We start from the raw sequence: 18,198 nt of genomic DNA, 5'->3' as shown, positions 1-18,198 counted from the left end.
CCGATCAGTCGACCGACCGCGGAGGAGCAGAACCATGGCCCGAGCGACCTGGACCGGCGCACTGACCTTCGGCCTGGTCACCGTCCCGGTGTCGATGTTCTCGGCGACGGAGGACCACACCACCCGCTTCCGCCAGATCCAGCGCGGCACCGCCGACCGGGTCAGGATCAGGCGCACCAACGAGCGCACCGGCGACGAGGTCCCCTTCAACGAGATCGTCAAGGGCTACGACCTCGGTGACGACCAGTACGTGGTGATCGAGCCGAGCGAGCTGGACGAGATCGCCCCGGGACGCTCGCGGCTGATCGAGGTCTCCGGCTTCGTCGACCTGGCCGCCGTCGATCCGGTCTACTTCGTCTCCGGCTACTTCCTGGCGCCGCGCGGGGAGGAGTTCACCCAGGTCTACTCGCTGCTGGTGGAGGCCCTGGAGGAGTCGGGACGGGCGGCCGTGGCGACCATGGTGATGCGCGGCAGGCAGTACCTCACCGCCATCCGTCCCACCGGTGACGTGCTCGAACTGCACACCCTGCACTGGGCCGACGAGGTCCGCGACCCGGCCGAGGAGCTGCCGAACCCGCCGGTGCGCACCCGGGTCTCGGCCGAGCAGCTGAGCGCCGCCAAGCAGCTGATCGAGGCCATGAGCGTGGAGTGGACGCCGACGGAGTACCGCGACGACTACGAGGACCGGGTGCGCGAGCTGATCGACGCCAAGCGTGCCGGGCAGGAGATCGTCACCGCCGAGGCCGCCCCCGAGGCCACCAATGTCATCGACCTGATGGAGGCGCTGCGCCGCAGCCTGGACCGGTCCGCCGGCGCACCGACCGCACCGACCGCACGGACCGCACCGGCCGGGCGGTCGAAGGCCACCACGGCCAAGAAGCGTTCGCCGAAGGCGGTCTCCACGGCCGGGAAGAAGGAGGACCTGGGCGCGCTGAGCAAGGCCGAGCTCTACCAGCGGGCCGCCGGTCTCGACCTGCCCGGGCGCTCCAAGATGACCCGGGACCAGCTGGAACGCGCCATCGCCAAGGCCGCCTCGGCCAACCGCCCCAAGGCGGTGGCCTGACCCCTGACTCGGGCCGGCGACCGCGGCCGGCCGCACGGCGGAACCGGCGGAACCGGCGGGACCCGTGGGACGGTTCGGCCATGGCGCGATTGGGACCGTCCGGCAGGGGGAGAAGACCTCCCGGGCCGCGCAGGCACGGCACCCGGGAGGACACACGGTGGAGTTCCAGCTGCTGACCGAGGGCGTGGGCGCCCCGCAGCTCCGCCTCGACCTCGACGGCGGCAGCGGAACGGCGGGCCGCGCCAGGGCGGCCGTCGCCGCCTTCCTGCGCGCCCTCACCCGCAGCTGCCTCCCGACCGACCCGGGTGCGCCCGGGGACGTCCTGCTGGTGGTCTCGGAACTGGTCACCAACGCGGTGCGCCACGCCCCGGGCGCGCTGACCCTGTGCCTGGCCCGTCAGCCCGGCGAGGTACAGATCACGGTCCGCGACGGCAACCCGGTGGCGCCGCTGGCCCGCCCACCGGACCTGGGAGCCGGGACCGGCGGCTTCGGCTGGCCCACCGTGCAGCGCCTGGCCCGGGAGGTCAGGGTGGTCCCGCACCGGGACGGCAAGGAGATCCACGCCTTCGTGCCCTGGGACCCCCGGGACCCGGCCGGGCCGGGCGGCGCTACCGCACCGGACGGCGGTGGTTGCGGGACCAGCGCGCCCCCATCCAGACCAGGTCGGCGGCCAGCAGCAGACAGCCGATGACCAGCAGGTAGAGCAGCCCGTGCACCACGAAGCCGATGATGCCCAGCACGATCGCGATGATGATCACCGTGAGGAAGACCGTCATGGCCGCATCCCCTTCTCAGCCCCGGGCGAGCTGGCGCTCGCCGTCCGTTCCCTGCTGGTACGGGAGCTCGTAGTGGTCGAACACCGCTTTCTCGTTCTCGGCCGCCAGCACGTCGTCGGTGCCCATCGACGGCGCGCTCTTTACCAGGCTCTTGGCGTAGGGGACCTTGACGTAGCCGGGGCCCACCACCGCCTCGGCCAGCGGCACGAACACCAGCCGGCGCCGGGACGGCAGGCCGATCAGCACCGTCGCCATGGCCGGCTGGTCCGTTCGGGTGTCCACATAGACCGCCTCCAGCGAACCGATGCGATGTCCTGATGTATCGACCACGTCATGGGTGCGCCACTCGCGGATGTCCCCGACCTCGATCACTGCGATTCCTCTCCGAACCTTCGGTGCCGCTGCGTCGGACGTAGTGTTTGTCTGCTGTGTTATCTGCCCCCGGTCCGCCCCGCGCACGCCCTGGCGGAGCGACCGGCCGCCCTACCGGGAGGACACCGCCATCATGGCCGTGACAAGCACCGATCTGCTCGCCGACGCCTTCGGCCGGATCAGCGGGACCGTCACCGACGTGCTCCAGGATCTCAGCGGCGACGACCTGGTCGCCCGGGTCGGCCCCCGGGCCAACTCCATCGGCTGGCTGGTCTGGCACCTGACCCGGGTCCAGGACGACCACATCGCCGCGGCCGGCGACCTGGAGCAGGTGTGGCTCGCCGACGGCTGGCAGGAGCGGTTCCGCCTCCCCTACCCGCCGGAGGCCATCGGCTACGGCCAGTCCAGCACGGAGGTGGGCGACTTCCAGGGCGTCTCGGTGCACCTGCTGCAGGAGTACCACCACGCGGTGTACCAGCAGACCCTGCGCTTCCTCAAGGGCCTGGGCGAGGGCGAGTTGGACCGGGTGGTGGACAGTTCCTACCGTCCGCCGGTCACCCTCGCGGTCCGGTTGGTCAGCATCGTCTCCGACGACCTGCAGCACGTCGGCCAGGCCGCCTACGTCCGCGGGCTGCTGCGGCGGCGCTGACGCCGCCCCGGGTGACGTACCGTCGGATGTGTCACGCCGTTCGCGGCGGGCAGGGGCCTTGGCGAGCCCGATCCGTCCGGCAGGGGGTTGTGGACCATGCGCGCAGGGAAACTCTGGCGGTTCCGGTCAAGCACGGCGCGGCGGGAGCCGGAGCCGGCCGTGCGCTACGGCATCCCCCAGGTGACGCCGGCACACCCGGTGGCCGGCCTGGACCACGCCCTGGCGCAGGCGACCGCGCTGCTGTCCCGGGCCCGCTCGGCCCGGGACTGGGCCGAGGTGCAGCGGCTGCTGGGGTGGATCGACGCGCACCTGGACCAGCGGCTGCGGCTGACCAGGCCGCCCACGCCCGCGCCCTGAGTGACGGATGGGGCACCCCGAGTTGCGGGTCCGAGGGGTCGGGCGCACCGTCGAGGCGTGGCGTTTCTCTGTCGCTGTGCGGATGCCGGCGTGGCCGCCGCACCCCCTCACCTCCATGGAGGTAGTTGTGAGTACGACGCTTGACCCGGCCCGGGTGATCGGGCACAAGGTTCTCGACGCCGAAGGTCACAAGATCGGGCAGGCCGACGAGGTGTACCTGGACGACAGCACCGGCACCCCGCAGTGGGTCACCGTGAAGGGCGGTCTGTTCGGCGGCAAGGGCCATTTCGCCCCGCTGGGCGGCGCGGTCCTGGTCGACAACGACGTCCGGCTGGCCTACGCCAAGTCCCAGGTCGACAGCGCACCCGAACTGGAGACCGGACGGCACCTCTCGGTGGAGGAGGAGATGACCCTCTACCGGCACTACGGGCTGGGACAGCCGGAGGCCGCCGGCAAGGGCATGAACGGCACCGCCGGCGCGGCGGGCACGGCGACCGGCACGGCGACGGGCACCGCGGACGGCAGGACCGCCGGCGGGACCGACACCATGGCGAACGGCATGACGACGAGCGGCATGTCCGGCGGCATGGCCGGCGGCATGACCGCCCCGACCGGGATGGACCGGCTCGGCACCACCGACGCCCACCCCGAGGCCGTCCAGGACCAGTTGGCCATGGGCGCCCGGGACGGCCGGGTGATGACCCGCTACGAGGAGCGGCTGCACATCGGCACCGAGCGGGTCGAGGCCGGCCGCGCCCGTCTGCACAAGACCGTGACCAGCGAGAAGGTCGAGCGCACCGTACCGCTGATGCACCAGGAGATCCGGGTCGAGCGCGAGCCGATCCCGGACGGCGAGCACGGCGCCTCCATGGGCGACGCCGACTTCGCCGAGTCCGAGCTGGACGTGACGCTCTACGAGGAGCGCCCCGTGGTCAGCAAGGAGGCGGTCGCCGTGGAGCGGGTCAGGGTGCGGGTGGAGGACGTCACCGAGCAGGTGGTCGTGCACGAGGAGGTCCGCATGGAGCGGATCGACCTGGTCGACGACCCCAGCGCCGACGCGAAGGCCCGCAGGGACATGTGACCCTCCCGGCCGTGCCGACCGGCGCCGCTCCCGCCCGCGTGTGACCCGTCACACCGGCGCGGGAGCGGCGTCTGCGCGGGCAGGGGGCAAGCGACAGGTGACAGGTGACTGGCAGAAGGAGAGACATGGACGACTTCGCCGTACCCACCCCCCAGGACCAGGTCTCGCTCTATCTGGAGGCCCTCGAACTGCATATGGACCCCGACCAGTTCCGGGTCCTCGGTGCCCTGCTGGAGGGCGCCGGCCAGCTCTACGAGTCCGGCCTCGAACAGGTCGACACCGCGGTCGACGAGGCCGACGAGGAGTTCCTCACCGAGGACGTGATGGAGGAGTTCCTGGTCATCGTGGGCATGCTCACCACCGGCCGGATGGACCAGCAGGTCGTCGACATCGGCGGCGGGATCACCACCGTGGTGACCCAGGACGTCGCCACCGACCCGGTGCGGATGCGGGAGCTCCGCAGCTGGGCCGCCGAACAGCGCGAGCTGCGCGACGCGGACGGGCCGACCCCGGACGCCTGACGCCCGGCTCCCCGTTCCCCGCTCCCCGCTCCCGGTACGCCGGGTCAGCCGGTCGGCTCCGGGCTGACCCGCAGCGACGCCCGGTCGACGGGCTCGCCGCAGTGCCGGCAGACGCTGACCGCGTCCAGCGGATGGCCGCAGTCGTGGGCGAACTCGGCGGTGCCGCCGGGGCCCCACTTCTGCCCCCACTGGGCCAGGGCCTGCAGGATCGGGCCGATCTCCTCGCCCGCGGCGGTGAGGTGGTACTCGTGGCGCGGCGGGTGCTCCGAGTACTGGCGGCGTTCGACCACGCCCGCGGCCTCCAGCTTGCGCAGCCGGTCGGCCAGGATGTCGCGCGAGGCGCCGGTGAACCTGGTGATCTGCTCGAAGCGGTGCACCCCGTAGCGCATCTCGCGGACGGCCAGCAGCGTCCAGCGCTCCCCCAGCAGCTCCAGCGAGGCCGCGGCCGGGCAGGGGCGGGGCCTGGGCTCCCGGTCGGCCATGGTCTCCATCCCGACCATCGTGTCGATGTCCATACGACCCATCGTAGTCAGTTGTGGTTTCCAACGCACATGGCTATCGTCGAAGAGTCCGTAGGAAATCACAACTGACTCCATGGAGCCGCCATGTCCGCCACCGACTCGACCGCGCGCGGACTGGCGGAACCACCGCCCCGGGCGCAGGCCGACCCCCATGACGACCCCGCGGTGCGCAGGCACGCCCTGCGCGTGCTGGCGCTGGGCAGCCTGGGCGTCTTCGTGGTCTTCCTCGACACCACGATCGTCAACATCGCCTTCCCGACCATCAGCCGCAGCTTCCACACCGGCCCGGCACACCTGTCCTGGGTGCTCAACGCCTACAGCCTGGTCTTCGCCGCGGTGCTGGTCCCGGCCGGACGGCTGGCCGACCGCTACGGGCGCAAGCGCGTCTTCCTGACCGGGATGCTGGGATTCGCCCTGATGAGCGGGCTCTGCGGACTGGCCACCGGCACCGATGTGCTGATCGCGGCCCGCGCCCTGCAGGCGGTGTTCGCCGCCCTGGTGGTGCCGACCTCGCTGGCGCTGGTGCTGCCCGAGTTCAGCGCCGCCCGGCGCCATGTCGCGGTCGGCACCTGGGGCGCCATGGGGGCCGCGGCCGCTGCGCTCGGGCCGACCATCGGCGCACTGCTCACCGAGTACGCCTCCTGGCGCTGGATCTTCCTGGTCAACGTGCCGATCTGCGTGCTGGTCGCGGTCCTCGGCCGGCGGCTGCTGCCGGAGACCCGCGACCCGGCGGCCACCGGCATTCCCGACCCGCTCGGCGTGCTGCTGGTCGCCGGCGCCCCGGCGATGCTGAGCCTGGCCATCGTCGAGGGCCCGGACTGGGGCTGGTCCGACCCCCGGGTGCTCGGCGCCTTCGTCCTCTCCGCGCTGCTGCTCGCGGCCTTCCTGCGGCGCTCGGCCACCGCCGCCCAGCCGGTGCTGGACCTGTCGCTGTTCCGGGAGCACCAGTTCCGGGTGGTCAACGCGGCGACCCTGCTCTTCTCCACCGCGTTCTACGGGATGCTGCTCGCCAATGTGATCTTCCTTCAGACCGTCTGGCACTACTCGGTGCTGCGCTCCGCACTGGCCAGCGCCCTCGGGCCGATGCTGGTCGCGCTGATCGCCCGGACCTCCAGCCGGATCGCGGCGCGGACCGGGCACCGTCCGGTGCTGCTGGCCGGAGCGGTCGCCTGGGCACTGGCCGCCGCCGGATTCGCCACGGCCGCCGGCGGCTCCCCGCACTGGCTGACCCACTGGCTGCCGTGGACGCTGCTGATGGGCCTGGGGATCGGGCTGACCCTGCCGGTCCAGTCCGGCGCCGCGGTCAAGCACCTGCCGCCGGAGCGCTTCGCCATCGGATCGGCCGTCAACTCCAGCTTCCGGCAGCTCGGTGCGGTGCTGGGGATCAGCATCTTCGTCGCCGTCCTGGGTGCCCCGGCACCGTCCGCCGCCGTCGCCGCCTTCGACCACGTCTGGTGGGTCTTCGCCGGCCTCGGTCTGGCCGCCGGACTGGTCCAACTCCTGCCTGCGCGAGGTCGGATGACCCGGCCCTGATCTGCCGTCATTCCCCTCTACACTGGGGCTCACCCCCTCGGAGAGCCGGAAGGACGCGATGACCGATCAGGCCTGGATCCCGGAGGACGTGGACGCGGAGCGACCCAGCATCGCCCGTATCTACGATTTCCACCTCGGCGGGAACCACAATCTGCCGGTCGACCGCGCTGCCGCCCGGGAGGTGGTCGCGGTGATGCCGGAACTGCCCGGCATCCTGCGGGCCAACCGGGCCTTCCTGACCCGGTGCGTGGGGTACCTCGCCGAACAGGGCGTCAGGAAGTTCCTGGACCTGGGCTCCGGCATCCCGACCGTGGGGAACGTGCATGAGATCGTCCAGGCGGCGGACCCCCGGGCCGCCGTGGTCTACGTCGACAACGACCCGGTCGCGGTGGAGCACAGCCGGCGGATACTGCTGGGCAACGACCGTGCCGAGGCCGTCGACGGGGACCTCAGGGACCCGGTCTCGATCCTGGCCGACCCGGTGGTCGAGCGACTGCTCCTGGCCGACGACGCACCGGTCGCCGTGCTGATGAGCGCCGTACTGCACTTCGTCCCGGACGACGCCGAGGCGGCCGACCTGGTCGCGGCCTACCGCGACGCGGTCCCGGCCGGCAGCTGGCTGGCGGTGTCGCACGGCAGCCACAAGGAGGAGTCCGCCGCCCGGATCGGGCGGGCGGCGGAGCAGTACTCCCGCACCGTCGCACCGATGCGGCTGCGCTCGCTCGAGCAGGTCACCGACCTGCTGAAGGGCTTCGAGATCGTGGCGCCCGGCGTGGTCTACTGCGAGCAGTGGCGCCCGGGCCCCTACGACGACCCGGCGCCGGTCTACCCGCTGCCCCAGCTCTGCGCGCTGGCCCGCAAGCCCTGACGGCGGCCCGCCCGGTTCCGGATGCCCGGTTCCGGATGCCCGGTTCAGAGCTCCAGGTCGACCTGGACCCGCTTGCCGCCGGCCTGGCGCTCGACCTCGAAGCGCCGGCACAGCGCCAGCACGATCTCCAGGCCGTGCCGGCCCACCCGGGCCGGGTCGGCCTCGCTGGGCACCGGCAGCGACGGCTGGGTGTCCCACAGGGTGATCCGCAGGATCCCGGCGTCGAGCTCCAGGTCCAGGTCCAGCAGGCACGGCCCCGGCGCGTACTTGGCGGCGTTGGTCACCAGCTCACTGGTCACCAGCCGGGCGTCCTCCAGCAGCGCGGCGGTGACGGCGACACCGTGCTCGTTCTGCGCCCGGTCCAGGAAGTCGGCGACGAAGACGCGTGCGGCGCCGACGGTCCCGCGCCTGCCGTCGTAGGTCGCCCCCTCGCTCAGCCCCGTCCGCCGCGGCCACACCACTTCCCGCGCCTGCTGGCCTTCCATCGGCTCTTCCTGCCTCTCGCACCACCTGTCGGCCCGCCCATGATCGGTGGCCGACAGCCGCACGTCTACCCTCGTTGCCGGCGTCCAATCCGGTCCGGCCGCACGTTCCGCGGGTAGGAGCCCGGCATGGAGCGCGAGACGAGCAGGACCACGGACGAACCGCCGGAGCAACAACCGGACTTCGGGCTGTTCGGACCGCAGTCGGTGACCTGGCGGGTGCACGCCGACCCGATGATGCTGCCGGCCGGGCTGCGCGCGCTGCTGCTCCAGGCGCTGCACCCGCTGGCGATGGCCGGGGTGGCCGAGCACTCCCGGTACCGGGAGGACCCCTGGGGTCGGCTGTTGCGGACCGCGCAGTACGTCGGCGCGGTCACCTACGGCAGCACCGCGCAGGCCGAGGCGGCGCTGGCCCGGGTGCGCGCGGTGCACCTGCGGGTGCGCGGGACCGACCCGGACACCGGCGCCGGCTACCGCGCAGACGACCCCGAACTGCTGACCTGGGTGCACTGCTGCGAGACGGACAGCTTCCTGCGCGTCACCCGGGCCGGCGGGCTGCGGCTGACCGCCGCCGAGGCGGACCGCTACGTCGCCGAGCAGCGGGAGACGGCCTGGCGGCTCGGCGTCCCCCGGACAGCCCCGCTGCCGGCCACCGTGGACGAGCTGGACGACTACTTCGACCGGATCCGCCCGGAGCTGCGGGCCGGTCCTGCGGCCCGCGAGGCTGCCCGCTTCGCGGTGCTGCCGCCGATGCCGCTCTGGGTCGCGCTGGCCACCCCCGCGCGGCCGGCCTGGACCGGGATAATGGCGCTGGGCGTCGCCTCGCTGCCGCGCTGGGCCAGACGCCTGTACGGGCTCCCGGGCTGGCCGGTGGCGGACCTGGGCGCACGGGTGGCGACCCGCTCGCTGCGCACCTCGCTGCTGGTGCTGCCCGCGGCACTGCGCGAGGGCCCGCACCTCAAGGAGGCGCGGGCCCGACTCGCCGCCCACGGGTAGCGGGGCCCCGGGGAACAGGACGCGGGTGGCAGGACACGAGAGAGGGAGGAAGCCGTGCCCGAGGGCGACTCGGTGTTCCGCACCGCCCGGATGCTGCACTCCGCGCTGGCCGGACAGCGGCTGACCACCGCCGATCTGCGGGTACCGGCGCACGCGACCGCCGATCTGACCGGCCGCCAGGTGCTGGAGGTGCTGCCGCGCGGCAAGCACCTGCTGGCCAGGTTCGAGGGCGGGCTGACGCTGCACACCCACCAGCGGATGGACGGCCGCTGGTCGACCTACGGCAGCAGCGAGCGCTGGGACGGCGGCCCGTCCTGGCAGATCCGGGCGGTGCTGGGGAACGCCGGGCACACCGCCGTCGGCTACCGGCTGCCGGTGGTCGAACTGCTGCGGACCGAGGACGAGCAGCGCGCGGTCGGCCATCTGGGTCCGGACCTGCTGGGACCGGACTGGGACGCCGCCGAGGCGCTGGAGCGTCTGTCGAAGGACCCGGGCCGACCGCTGGTCCTCGCCCTGCTGGACCAGCGCAACCTGGCCGGAATCGGCAATGTCTACGCCAACGAGCTCTGCTTCCTGGCCGGAGCGGCCCCGTGGACCCCGTACGCCGAGGTGGCCCGCCCGGAGCGGACGGTGGCGCTGGCCCGCCGGCTGCTGTGGCTGAACCGGCTCCGGCCGGGACACACCACCACCGGGGACACCCGCTCCGACCGGCGGAACTGGGTCTACGGACGCACCGGGCAGCCCTGCCGCCGCTGCGGCACCCGGATCGCCCGCTCCACCGCCGGCGACCCGCCGCAGGACCGGGTCGCCTTCTGGTGCCCGCGCTGCCAGCCCTAGCCCCCCTTGGCGCAGCTCGGGGCCCCGGGGCCGTCTACGGACACCGGGGCGCTGCTGTCGCGCCGAACGGAGCATTCGCCCGAAACGGTCTAAAGTCGTCGCGGTGGGCAAACCTGAGTCCAGGAGGAAGCGATGACGGCACCGGCCGAGAACCGGACCACCCCTCGGGTCCCCTGCATTCCGGGCGCCCCCAGCTGGGTCAGCCTGCTCGCCCGCGACCCCGCCGCCCAGCAGGCCTACTACGGCGCGCTGCTCGGATGGCACTACGAGGAGGTCGACGAGGAGTGGTGGGGCTCCTACGCCTTCGCCGTGGCCCAGGGCCAGCGGGTGGCCGGGATCGGCTCGCAGCCGCAGGGCTGGGCGACCGCCCCGACCACCTGGACGGTGTTCTTCGGCGTCGAGGACATCGACGGCGCCGCCCAGCGGGTGCGCGAGCGCATCGGCACGGTGGGCGTCGGCCCGGTCGACGTCAGCGCCGGACGGGTGGCCATCGCGGTGGACCCGTCCGGGGCGGTGTTCGGCCTGTGGCAGGGGACGCCCGGGCCCACCCGGATCCTGGAGATGTCCGGCGCGCCCTCCTGGATGGAGCTGCGCACCGACCCGTTCGCGGCCGCGCTGTTCTACGGCGAGGTGCTCGACTGGGCCGGACAGGACCGCGCGCACCTGGACGTGCACTGGGAGAACGAGCGGGTGGTGCTGCGGGCCGGCGGCCACCGGATCGCCGCCCTGCGCGAGGCGGACCCGCTGCTCGCCGGCGGCTCCGTGCAGGCGGAACGCCCGTACTGGCACGTCTCCTTCGCGGTGGACGACGCCGACAGTGCCGCCGAACGGGCGGTCCGGCTGGGCGGCAGCTCGGTGGTGCCGGTGGTCGACTCCCCCTACGGGCGCGTCGCCGAACTCCGCGACCCCGAGGGCGCCCGTTTCGCGCTGATCAGCAACGACTGACCCCGGTCCGCGGGGCGGTCCGGGCCGGACTGCCGGAAGCCGCGCCGATCCGGGCCGCTTGTGGCACTGTCGTGTCCGTGGACCATCCGTCTCCTGATTACCTGGAGTGAGCATGCGACAGGACTCCCACCCCGACTACCACCCCGTCGTGTTCCGGGACCGGTCGGCCGGCTACGCCTTCCTCACCCGGTCCACGGCGACCAGCGAAGAGACCATCGAGTGGGACGACGGCGCTACGTATCCGGTGGTGGACGTCGAGATCTCGGCCGAGAGCCACCCCTTCCACACCGGCCGGGCCAGGACCGTGGACCCGCAGGGTGAGATCGCCAAGTTCCAGCGCCGCTACGGCGGCGGTGGCACCGGCAGCGCCGGCGGGGGCGGTGGCGCCAACGACGGCGGCGGTGACGACGAGGCGGTGCGCACCCCCACTCCGGGCGAGGTCACCCCGGACGCGCTGCTGCACACCGGCAGCGACGGCGAGCTGTCGCCGGAGGACCTGGTGCTGGCCAGCGGACGGGACGTCACCCCGGCGACGCTGGAGTGGGCCCGCCGGCGGCTGGCCGAGGAGGGCCGGGCGGCCCTGGACAAGCAGCTGCCCTGAACCGGACGCGGACAGGGGCCCGGTGACGGTTCGTCACCGGGCCCCTCGGGTTCACCGTCTGCGGCAGGACCGCTCAGGACCGGTAGCCCTCGACCTCGGACGCGGGCCGGATCGCCGCGGCGTCCTCGCCCTGCCCGAACTCGCGCAGGGCCCTGCGCTGGCGCAGCAGGTCCCAGCACTGGTCCAGCTGCACCTCGATCTCGGCGAGCTGCTTGTGCGCCTGGTCCGGGTCCGCCTCCCCCGAGGCGACCTTGGCCCTCAACTCGTGCTCGGCGGTGACCATGCTGGTGATGGCCTCCAGGATGTCGGGGTCGGGCATGCGCTCCTCCTGGTGCTTCCTGGTGGGGACTGCCCCCGATGCCCCATCCTGCCCGCGCCGCCCGCACTGTGCACGGCGATCAGGGCACGGCGATCAGGCCGCGCGGCCCCAGCCGTCCTCCGGTCCGGGCCGGTCGGCCCGGCGGCGCTCCACCCCGAGCCGGGGGATCAGCACGGTGCCGGCCAGGAGCAGCAGCAGCACGACCGCGACCAGGGCGGCCGGCCCGGGACGCCCGGGGACCTCGGCCGCCAGCAGCACGCCGGCCGCGACCACCAGTACCAGCGCGACCGCGCCGCGCGAGCCGCGCAGGAACAGCCACAGGTGCCACAGCCGGTGCAGCCGCATCGTGCTCAGTCTCCGGTCCAGCTCGGTGTCGGCGCGCAGCCGTTCCTCGATGCCGTCCAGGATCCGCTGCTCCCGCAGGGTCAGTGCCGGTCCGTCAGTCATCGCCATGTCCGCAATCCCCGCCCTCCGCCATGGAATGCGGCTTCCCGGACCGGGCGCACTTCTAACCTCCGGACACCACCCGGTTCTCCCGGGCCTGCGTCGCGACCGGCTCGGGCGCCTGCTCAGGCGCCTGTTCGGACGCCTTCTCGGACACCGGCGCGGAGGAGGCCACCAGGACGGAGCGTCCGACCGCGGGACCGCGACTCTGGCGGACCAGGCCGAGCAGCGCGAGCGCGGCCAGGGCCATCACGGCGACGCCGTACTCGCGGGTGGTCGCCAGCAGCCCGCCGCCGTGCACCACCAGCACCCCGCCGATCACCGCGGGCAGGCCCATGGCCAGGTAGGACACCACGTAGAGGGTCGACAGCAGGCCGGACCGCTCGTGCGGGGCGGCCAGCGGGACGGTAGTCCTGATCGCGCCCTGGAAGCCGCCGCCGAAGCCGGCCCCGGCCAGCGCGGTGGCCAGGAAGAACCCGGCGGTGGAGCGGTGGTCGACCGAGAGCAGGGTGCCGCCGACGCCCACGATCAGCGCGGCGATGCCGAGCAGCATCACCAACCGCGGCCGGGCGTCGCGCAGCAGCAGCACGGTCAGCGCGCCGCTGCCGGCCAGTACGAACAGGGCCAGGCCGCCGAGCAGCGAGGAGTCCGAGCCGACGACCACCCGGACCACGGCGGGCGCCACCGAGCCGTAGAAGCCGGCCAGCGCCCACACCGCCACCAGCACCGGCACGGCGGTCAGCACCGGGCCCACGGCGGTCCTGGGGATGCCGAGCCGGGGCCGCAGCGAGGCCAGCGCACCCGGCTTGGGCTCGGAGGTCTCCGCCATCAGCCACACGCCCACGCCCTGCAGCAGGAAGACGCCGAGCAGGGCAAGGTAGACCAGGTGCACCGGCCAGGGCAGGTACTGCACCAGCAGGCCGGAGGCGATGGAGCCGGTGGCGGTGCCGGTCATCGGCGCCACGGCGTTGGTGATGGTGCCCTTGGCCTTGTCGATGTCCAGCATCCCGGCGCCGACCGCGCCGACGGCCAGTCCGGTGGCCAGGCCCTGCACCACCCGGGCCAGCAGCAGTTCGGGCACTCCGCCCGCGGTGGTCAGCACCACCATGGTGACGGCCTGCAGGGTGATGCCGGCCAGCAGCACCGGACGGCGTCCGACATGGTCCGACAGCGAGCCGACGACCAGCAGCGCGGCGAGCACCGCGAGGGCGTAGACGCCGAAGACCACGGTGGTGGTGATCGGGGAGAAACCCCATTCGCCCTGGTAGACGGCGTAGAGCGGGGTCGGGGCACTGGAAGCGGCGAGGAAGGAGACCACGATCGACGCCTGGAGGTAGAAGGCGACGCCGCGCGGCAGGTGCCACCGTCGGGTGTGCGAGGTCACGGGTGCTCCCAAGATTAGTCAGACAGGTCTGTCTAGTAGCCCCTTACACTAGACAGACCTGTCTGTTAAAGTCAAGGCATGGCTACCACCGCACGGGAGCGGCTCCTGAACGCCGCCACGGAACTGTTCTACGAAGAGGGCGTGCACACGGTCGGCATCGACCGGGTGATCGAGCGGGCCGGTGTGGCCAAGGCGACCCTCTACAACACCTACGGCAGCAAGGACGGGCTGATCCGCGCCTACCTGGCCGACCGCCACGAGTCGCGCCGGCGCCGGATCACCGCCAAGGTCGAGCAGCACCAGGACCCCCGGGCGCGGCTGCTCGCGGTCTTCGACGCGCTCGCCGACTCCATCGCCGCCCCCAACTACCACGGCTGCGCCTTCGTCAACGCCAGCGCCGAGGCGAGTCCGGACAGCGGGATCCAGGAGGCCACCGCCGAGTACCGGGGCTGGGTGCGCGGCCTGCTCACCGACCTGTCCAGGGAGGCGGGCGCCGAGGACCCCGAGCGGCTGGCGCGCACCCTGATGCTGCTCTACGACGGCACCTCCATCTCGGCCCGGATGGACCACGACCTCACCGCCGCCGAACTCGCCAGGAGCACGGCCGAGGCGCTGCTGGACGCGGCCACACCCCGCTGAGCCCGAATCTTTACCCAGCCTTTACGTGTCCTCTGCAACCACATGCGTAGAGTTCCGACTCTTTGGACTCGGATATCCAAATGCCATGACGTGAGTGGAGCGAGTACGTGCGGCGGATCATGAACACCATCGGGATAGCCCTGGTGGCCGGTGCGGTGCTGGGGAGCGCGAGCGCCTGCGGCCCGACCTCGACGGCGAAGAGCGCGGGGTCGTCGGACGTGAGCGTGGCCCCCGGGACCAGCGCGAGCGCCGGGGCCGGCACCGGCGCCGGAGCCGGGACCAGCAGCAGCGCCTCCCCCAGCGCCAGCCCGTCGCCGACGCACCCGGCCGGACCGGCCATGCTGCTGGACTCGATCACCCCGGCCGACACCGCCAACGTCGGGGTGGCGATGCCGATCTCGATCGTCTTCACCAAGGCCGTCGCCACCTCCGCCCGCAAGGCCATCGAGCAGCACCTCACCGTCTCCGCCTCGGTCCCGACCACCGGCGCCTGGCACTGGTTCAGCAGCCGGCGGGTGGACTGGCGGCCGCAGAACTACTGGAAGTCGGGAACCAAGGTCTCGGTCACCGCCGACCTCACCGACGTGGGCGACGGCAACGGCGACTACGGCACCCACTCCTACCAGCACACCTTCACCATCGGTAGCGACGTCGAGACCACGGTCTCGGTCACCGGCCACTCGATGACGGTCAGCAACGCCGGCAAGGTCGTCCGCACCATGCCCATCGACGCCGGCAGCGCGGTCTGGCCCTCCTGGGACGGCACCATGGCCGTGATCGACAAGTCGAAGGAGGTGCGGATGACCTCCTGCAGCGTCGGCATCAGCTGTGACAAGTCCAGCCCCGACTACTACGACCTGACCCTGCCCTGGGACGTGCACCTCACCGACTCCGGCACCTACGTGCACTACTCCACCGGCGACCCCCAGCCGGGCCACAGCGTCGGCTCGCACGGCTGCGTGCACCTCTCGCTGACCAACGCCGAGTGGTTCTACAACTACGTCAAGCAGGGCGACCCGATCACCATCACCGGCTCCCCCCGCGGCAAGGCCGCCGCCGACAACGGCTACGCCTCCTTCAACCTCAGCTGGTCCCAGTGGCTGGCCGCCAGCGCCACCGGCGCCCAGCAGACCGGCACGCTGTAGCAACCGCGCGCCTGCGACGTACCTGCCCCTTCCCGGACCCACGGGGAGGGGCAGGCTCGCGTTCGCTCCGTACAATCGGCGCTCATGGCTGACCTCTACGCTCCGACGAGTCCCTACGACAGTGGTTTCCTCGACACCGGGGACGGCAACCGGATCTACTACGAGCAGTTGGGCAATCCCGAGGGGAAGCCGGCGCTGAACGTGCACGGCGGGCCGGGGGCCGGGGCGCCGCGGCGGCCGACCAGGGCCTGGGACCCCGAGCGCTACCGGGTCGTCCGCTTCGACCAGCGCAACTGCGGTCGCAGCACCCCGCACGCCAGCGATCCGGCGGCGGACATGAGCCTGAACACCACGCAGCACCTGGTCGACGACATGGAGCGGCTGCGGGTGCACCTCGGCATCGACAAGTGGCTGCTGAACGGCGGCTCCTGGGGATCGACGCTGATCCTGGCCTATGCGCAGCAGCACCCCGAGCGGGTCAGCGAGATCGTGATCCCGGCGGTGACCACGACCCGCCGGGCCGAGACCGAATGGCTCTACCGGGGCGCCGGGCGGTTCTACCCCGAGGCCTGGGACCGGTTCCGCGACGGCGTCCCCGCCGACGAGCGGGACGGCGACCTGCTCGCGGCGTACGCCCGGCTGATGGAGAACCCCGACCGGAAGGTCCGGGAGCAGGCCGCCGCCGACTGGCTGGCCTGGGAGGACGCGGTCATCTCCGACGAGCCCAACGGCGTGCCGGGCATGTACAGCAACCGCGACGTCGATGCGCAGATCGCGTTCGTACGGATCTGCGCCCACTTCTTCAGCAACGGCGCGTGGCTGGAGGAGGACCAACTGCTGCGCGATGCCCACAAGTTGGCGGGCATCCCGGCGGTGCTGGTGCACGGCCGGCACGACATGGGCTGCCCGGTGCAGACCGCCTGGGAACTGGCGAAGGCGTGGCCGGACGCTCGGCTGCACATCATCGAGGACTCGGGCCACGGCGGGAGCGAGACGATGCAGTGGACCGTCCGGGCGGCCATCGAGGAGTTCAAGGACCGGTGATCCGGCGCTGCGACGGGGCCGGATCAGGTGCAGGTCGGAGTCGGTAGCGGTTGGTCGGCGCCGTTGACGACCATGCCCCAGGTGGTGGAGGCGCCGGGGCTGAGGGTGCCGTTGTAGGCGGCGTTGGTGGCGGTGACCGCGGCGCCGGTCTGGGTGACGGTGGCGTTCCAGGAGTTGGCGACGGTCTGGGAGCCGGCGAAGGAGAAGCCGACCCTCCAAGTGGCGATCGGCGCGGTCCCGCTGTCGGTGACGGTGAACTGGAGCTGGTAGCCGCCGGTCCAGGAGCTGACCAGGCCGGCCGTGACGGTGCAGCCGCCGGCGCCGGCCGAGGCCGACGGGGAGGCTGACGCCGAGGCGGAGGCCGAAACTGACGGCGAGGCGGAGGGGCTGGGTGACGTGCTGGTCGGGGTGCTCGTGGTGTAGGTCGCCGCCGTGTAGGGCTGTCCGCAGGACGAGGCGCAGGTGGCCGGCAGCGAGAAGGAGTAGATCCTGCCGCCGTTGAGGAGGGCGTCGGAGGCGTCCACCACCTGGATCTGGTACTGCGAACCGCCCGCCGTGGTCGGGGCGATGATGTAGTCGTCGCCCATGTCGCTGTTCATCGCGGCGCTCTGCCAGCTCCCGGCCGAGTAGTAGCGGATCCCGTGGATGCCGTTGGGCAGGTGCGAGACCGCGATGGCCGGCCAGTAGACCTGTGCCGACTGCAGGAAGCCGATGTTGATGTCACCGGTGTAGTCCGGGGCGGGGACGAACTGCCAGGACACCTGGCGGTTGTTCCAGTGGTTCGGGTACATGTCCCCGACCGCCTTGCCGTTCAGCACGAACTGGTTGAGCGCGGCCTGCGCCAGGTCCACGTGGTAGGGGTCGTCCCGGCACCAGGCGTTGGAGTCGCCGCAGCTGTCGGCGACCACGAAGGTCAGCGTGGCCCCGTTGTAGGCGTCCGTGGTCCAGCTGCCGTTCCGGCAGAAGGGCTGGTTCTGCGCGCCGTCGTTGGTGCCCGAGCAGTAGTCGCCGACCGTCACCCGGACGTAGCGGCCGCAGTTCAGCCCGTTGTCGAACATCCCGATGGTGCCCGCCGCCGAGGCCGGGATGGGCCGGGTCAGACTGCCGTAGTTCCCAGGGGTGTTGAAGACGTTGAGGGCCAGGAAGTCCTGGCTGTCCAGCTGCGCCTGGGGCAGGCCGCAGCCGCCGTAGGGCGACCCCAGCGAGCTGAACCAGGTGGCGTTGCCGGTCACCGGTGTCGAACCGCCCGTCACATCCAGGGCCCGGGCGGTCAGTTGGAAGGACATCACCAGGGCGAAGGCACACACGGCGGCGGCCAGTGACATCCAGACTCTCTTGTCCGTGTTCATAGGAGGTTCCTAGGAGCACCGGGGGCCGCGGCGCAATCGGCGACCGTCCTCCCCGGACAGGGGCGCAGGTCAGCGGAGTGCGGGCGCGGGCGGAAGGTGAAACTTTCGCCCCGATCGAGCCAGGTCGACTCTTGCGACCAAAAGTTAGAATCCAGCGAAGATGTGTCTAGATATTGCGCCGAGTTGTCGACACCGTTACGGTCCAGCGTGCACCCGTCAACCCTCTCCTGTGTTCCCCTCCACCCCACCTGACTGCGGAGCCGCTTCGGGTC

At 72.4% G+C, this 18,198-nt stretch carries 21 protein-coding genes and 2 pseudogenes; 15 read left to right on the top strand and 8 right to left on the bottom strand.

The window, feature by feature from the left end; genetic code table 11:
* The first annotated feature begins 34 nt into the window (after positions 1-34).
* Together ku and IF29_RS47925 are read left to right on the top strand one after the other, a co-directional pair.
* A complete protein-coding gene (ku, locus tag IF29_RS0126510; protein WP_030259832.1) occupies positions 35-1,063 on the top strand; it encodes a non-homologous end joining protein Ku in 1,029 nt (342 codons plus the stop codon).
* Positions 1,064-1,127: 64 nt separating this feature from the next.
* Positions 1,128-1,607: pseudogene (locus IF29_RS47925) on the top strand (ATP-binding protein); the annotation flags it as partial.
* Between the two features lie 64 nt (positions 1,608-1,671).
* On the opposite strand, the gene IF29_RS46980 reads toward IF29_RS47925, so the two are convergent.
* Together IF29_RS46980 and IF29_RS0126495 are read right to left on the bottom strand one after the other, a co-directional pair.
* Entirely contained in the window at positions 1,672-1,839 is a 168-nt protein-coding gene (locus IF29_RS46980) for a hypothetical protein (protein WP_198037559.1), read from the bottom strand.
* A 15-nt stretch (positions 1,840-1,854) separates the two neighbouring features.
* Positions 1,855-2,211: a PRC-barrel domain-containing protein gene (locus IF29_RS0126495; RefSeq protein ID WP_030259828.1), complete on the bottom strand. Its 357-nt coding sequence runs from the start codon at positions 2,209-2,211 to the stop codon at positions 1,855-1,857.
* 139 nt (positions 2,212-2,350) lie between these two features.
* On the opposite strand from IF29_RS0126495, the gene IF29_RS0126490 reads away from it, so the two are divergent.
* From IF29_RS0126490 to IF29_RS0126475, 4 genes are all read left to right on the top strand, one after another.
* Positions 2,351-2,860: a mycothiol transferase gene (locus IF29_RS0126490; protein ID WP_198037572.1), complete on the top strand. Its 510-nt coding sequence runs from the start codon at positions 2,351-2,353 to the stop codon at positions 2,858-2,860.
* Positions 2,861-3,019: 159 nt separating this feature from the next.
* A complete protein-coding gene (locus IF29_RS0126485) occupies positions 3,020-3,217 on the top strand; it encodes a hypothetical protein (RefSeq protein ID WP_030259824.1) in 198 nt (65 codons plus the stop codon).
* Between the two features lie 127 nt (positions 3,218-3,344).
* Positions 3,345-4,298, top strand: coding sequence for a PRC and DUF2382 domain-containing protein (locus IF29_RS0126480; RefSeq protein WP_030259821.1), 954 nt, complete (start codon positions 3,345-3,347; stop codon positions 4,296-4,298).
* Between the two features lie 125 nt (positions 4,299-4,423).
* Positions 4,424-4,819, top strand: coding sequence for a hypothetical protein (locus IF29_RS0126475; RefSeq protein ID WP_030259818.1), 396 nt, complete (start codon positions 4,424-4,426; stop codon positions 4,817-4,819).
* A 44-nt stretch (positions 4,820-4,863) separates the two neighbouring features.
* Here IF29_RS0126475 and IF29_RS0126470 read toward each other — a convergent pair whose 3' ends face one another.
* Entirely contained in the window at positions 4,864-5,334 is a 471-nt protein-coding gene (locus tag IF29_RS0126470) for a winged helix-turn-helix transcriptional regulator (RefSeq protein WP_232242450.1), read from the bottom strand.
* Between the two features lie 90 nt (positions 5,335-5,424).
* Between IF29_RS0126470 and IF29_RS0126465 the strand changes: the two genes are divergently transcribed.
* The gene (locus IF29_RS0126465; protein ID WP_051726031.1) at positions 5,425-6,873 is read left to right on the top strand and encodes an MFS transporter; all 1,449 of its coding nucleotides are present in this window, start codon (positions 5,425-5,427) and stop codon (positions 6,871-6,873) included.
* 58 nt (positions 6,874-6,931) lie between these two features.
* Positions 6,932-7,741 (top strand): SAM-dependent methyltransferase, encoded by an 810-nt coding sequence (locus tag IF29_RS0126460; protein ID WP_030259810.1) that lies wholly within the window; start codon positions 6,932-6,934, stop codon positions 7,739-7,741.
* Positions 7,742-7,785: 44 nt separating this feature from the next.
* Here the strand turns inward: IF29_RS0126460 and IF29_RS0126455 are convergent, their stop codons facing one another.
* Positions 7,786-8,226, bottom strand: a complete 441-nt coding sequence (locus tag IF29_RS0126455) for an ATP-binding protein (RefSeq protein WP_030259808.1) — start codon at positions 8,224-8,226, stop codon at positions 7,786-7,788.
* 126 nt (positions 8,227-8,352) lie between these two features.
* Here IF29_RS0126455 and IF29_RS0126450 point away from each other — a divergent pair, with 126 nt between their 5' ends.
* The 4 genes and pseudogenes from IF29_RS0126450 to IF29_RS47920 form a co-directional block, all read left to right on the top strand.
* Entirely contained in the window at positions 8,353-9,219 is an 867-nt protein-coding gene (locus IF29_RS0126450; RefSeq protein WP_051726030.1) for an oxygenase MpaB family protein, read from the top strand.
* A 54-nt stretch (positions 9,220-9,273) separates the two neighbouring features.
* Positions 9,274-10,056: a DNA-formamidopyrimidine glycosylase family protein gene (locus IF29_RS0126445; RefSeq protein WP_030259803.1), complete on the top strand. Its 783-nt coding sequence runs from the start codon at positions 9,274-9,276 to the stop codon at positions 10,054-10,056.
* Positions 10,057-10,188: 132 nt separating this feature from the next.
* On the top strand, positions 10,189-11,001 hold the full coding sequence (locus IF29_RS0126440; protein ID WP_051726029.1) for a VOC family protein: 813 nt from the start codon (positions 10,189-10,191) through the stop codon (positions 10,999-11,001).
* A gap of 112 nt (positions 11,002-11,113) precedes the next feature.
* Positions 11,114-11,380 (top strand): annotated as a pseudogene (locus IF29_RS47920) (type B 50S ribosomal protein L31); the annotation flags it as partial.
* A gap of 295 nt (positions 11,381-11,675) precedes the next feature.
* Here IF29_RS47920 and IF29_RS0126430 read toward each other — a convergent pair.
* The 3 genes from IF29_RS0126430 to IF29_RS0126420 form a co-directional block, all read right to left on the bottom strand.
* Complete coding sequence (locus IF29_RS0126430) at positions 11,676-11,921, bottom strand: DUF2630 family protein (RefSeq protein WP_030259795.1); 246 nt, start codon at positions 11,919-11,921, stop codon at positions 11,676-11,678.
* A 93-nt stretch (positions 11,922-12,014) separates the two neighbouring features.
* Positions 12,015-12,374, bottom strand: a complete 360-nt coding sequence (locus tag IF29_RS0126425) for a hypothetical protein (protein ID WP_030259792.1) — start codon at positions 12,372-12,374, stop codon at positions 12,015-12,017.
* Between the two features lie 55 nt (positions 12,375-12,429).
* Complete coding sequence (locus tag IF29_RS0126420) at positions 12,430-13,749, bottom strand: MFS transporter (protein WP_063757611.1); 1,320 nt, start codon at positions 13,747-13,749, stop codon at positions 12,430-12,432.
* A gap of 78 nt (positions 13,750-13,827) precedes the next feature.
* On the opposite strand from IF29_RS0126420, the gene IF29_RS0126415 reads away from it, so the two are divergent.
* The 3 genes from IF29_RS0126415 to pip all read left to right on the top strand — a co-directional run bounded on the left by IF29_RS0126415 (position 13,828) and on the right by pip (position 16,577).
* On the top strand, positions 13,828-14,388 hold the full coding sequence (locus tag IF29_RS0126415; RefSeq protein ID WP_030259787.1) for a TetR/AcrR family transcriptional regulator: 561 nt from the start codon (positions 13,828-13,830) through the stop codon (positions 14,386-14,388).
* 107 nt (positions 14,389-14,495) lie between these two features.
* Positions 14,496-15,533 (top strand): L,D-transpeptidase, encoded by a 1,038-nt coding sequence (locus tag IF29_RS0126410; RefSeq protein WP_380521961.1) that lies wholly within the window; start codon positions 14,496-14,498, stop codon positions 15,531-15,533.
* Between the two features lie 84 nt (positions 15,534-15,617).
* Positions 15,618-16,577: a prolyl aminopeptidase gene (gene pip / locus IF29_RS0126405; protein ID WP_030259781.1), complete on the top strand. Its 960-nt coding sequence runs from the start codon at positions 15,618-15,620 to the stop codon at positions 16,575-16,577.
* A 23-nt stretch (positions 16,578-16,600) separates the two neighbouring features.
* On the opposite strand, the gene IF29_RS0126400 is transcribed toward pip, so the two are convergent.
* Entirely contained in the window at positions 16,601-17,926 is a 1,326-nt protein-coding gene (locus tag IF29_RS0126400; protein ID WP_030259778.1) for a cellulose binding domain-containing protein, read from the bottom strand.
* Positions 17,927-18,198: the final 272 nt, after the last annotated feature.

The sequence above is a fragment of the Streptacidiphilus jeojiense genome (assembly GCF_000719095.1).
Classification (GTDB): Bacteria; Actinomycetota; Actinomycetes; order Streptomycetales; family Streptomycetaceae; genus Streptacidiphilus; species Streptacidiphilus jeojiensis.
The sequence above is the reverse complement of the archived record's forward strand: the minus strand, read 5'-3'. Positions and strand labels throughout refer to the sequence as shown.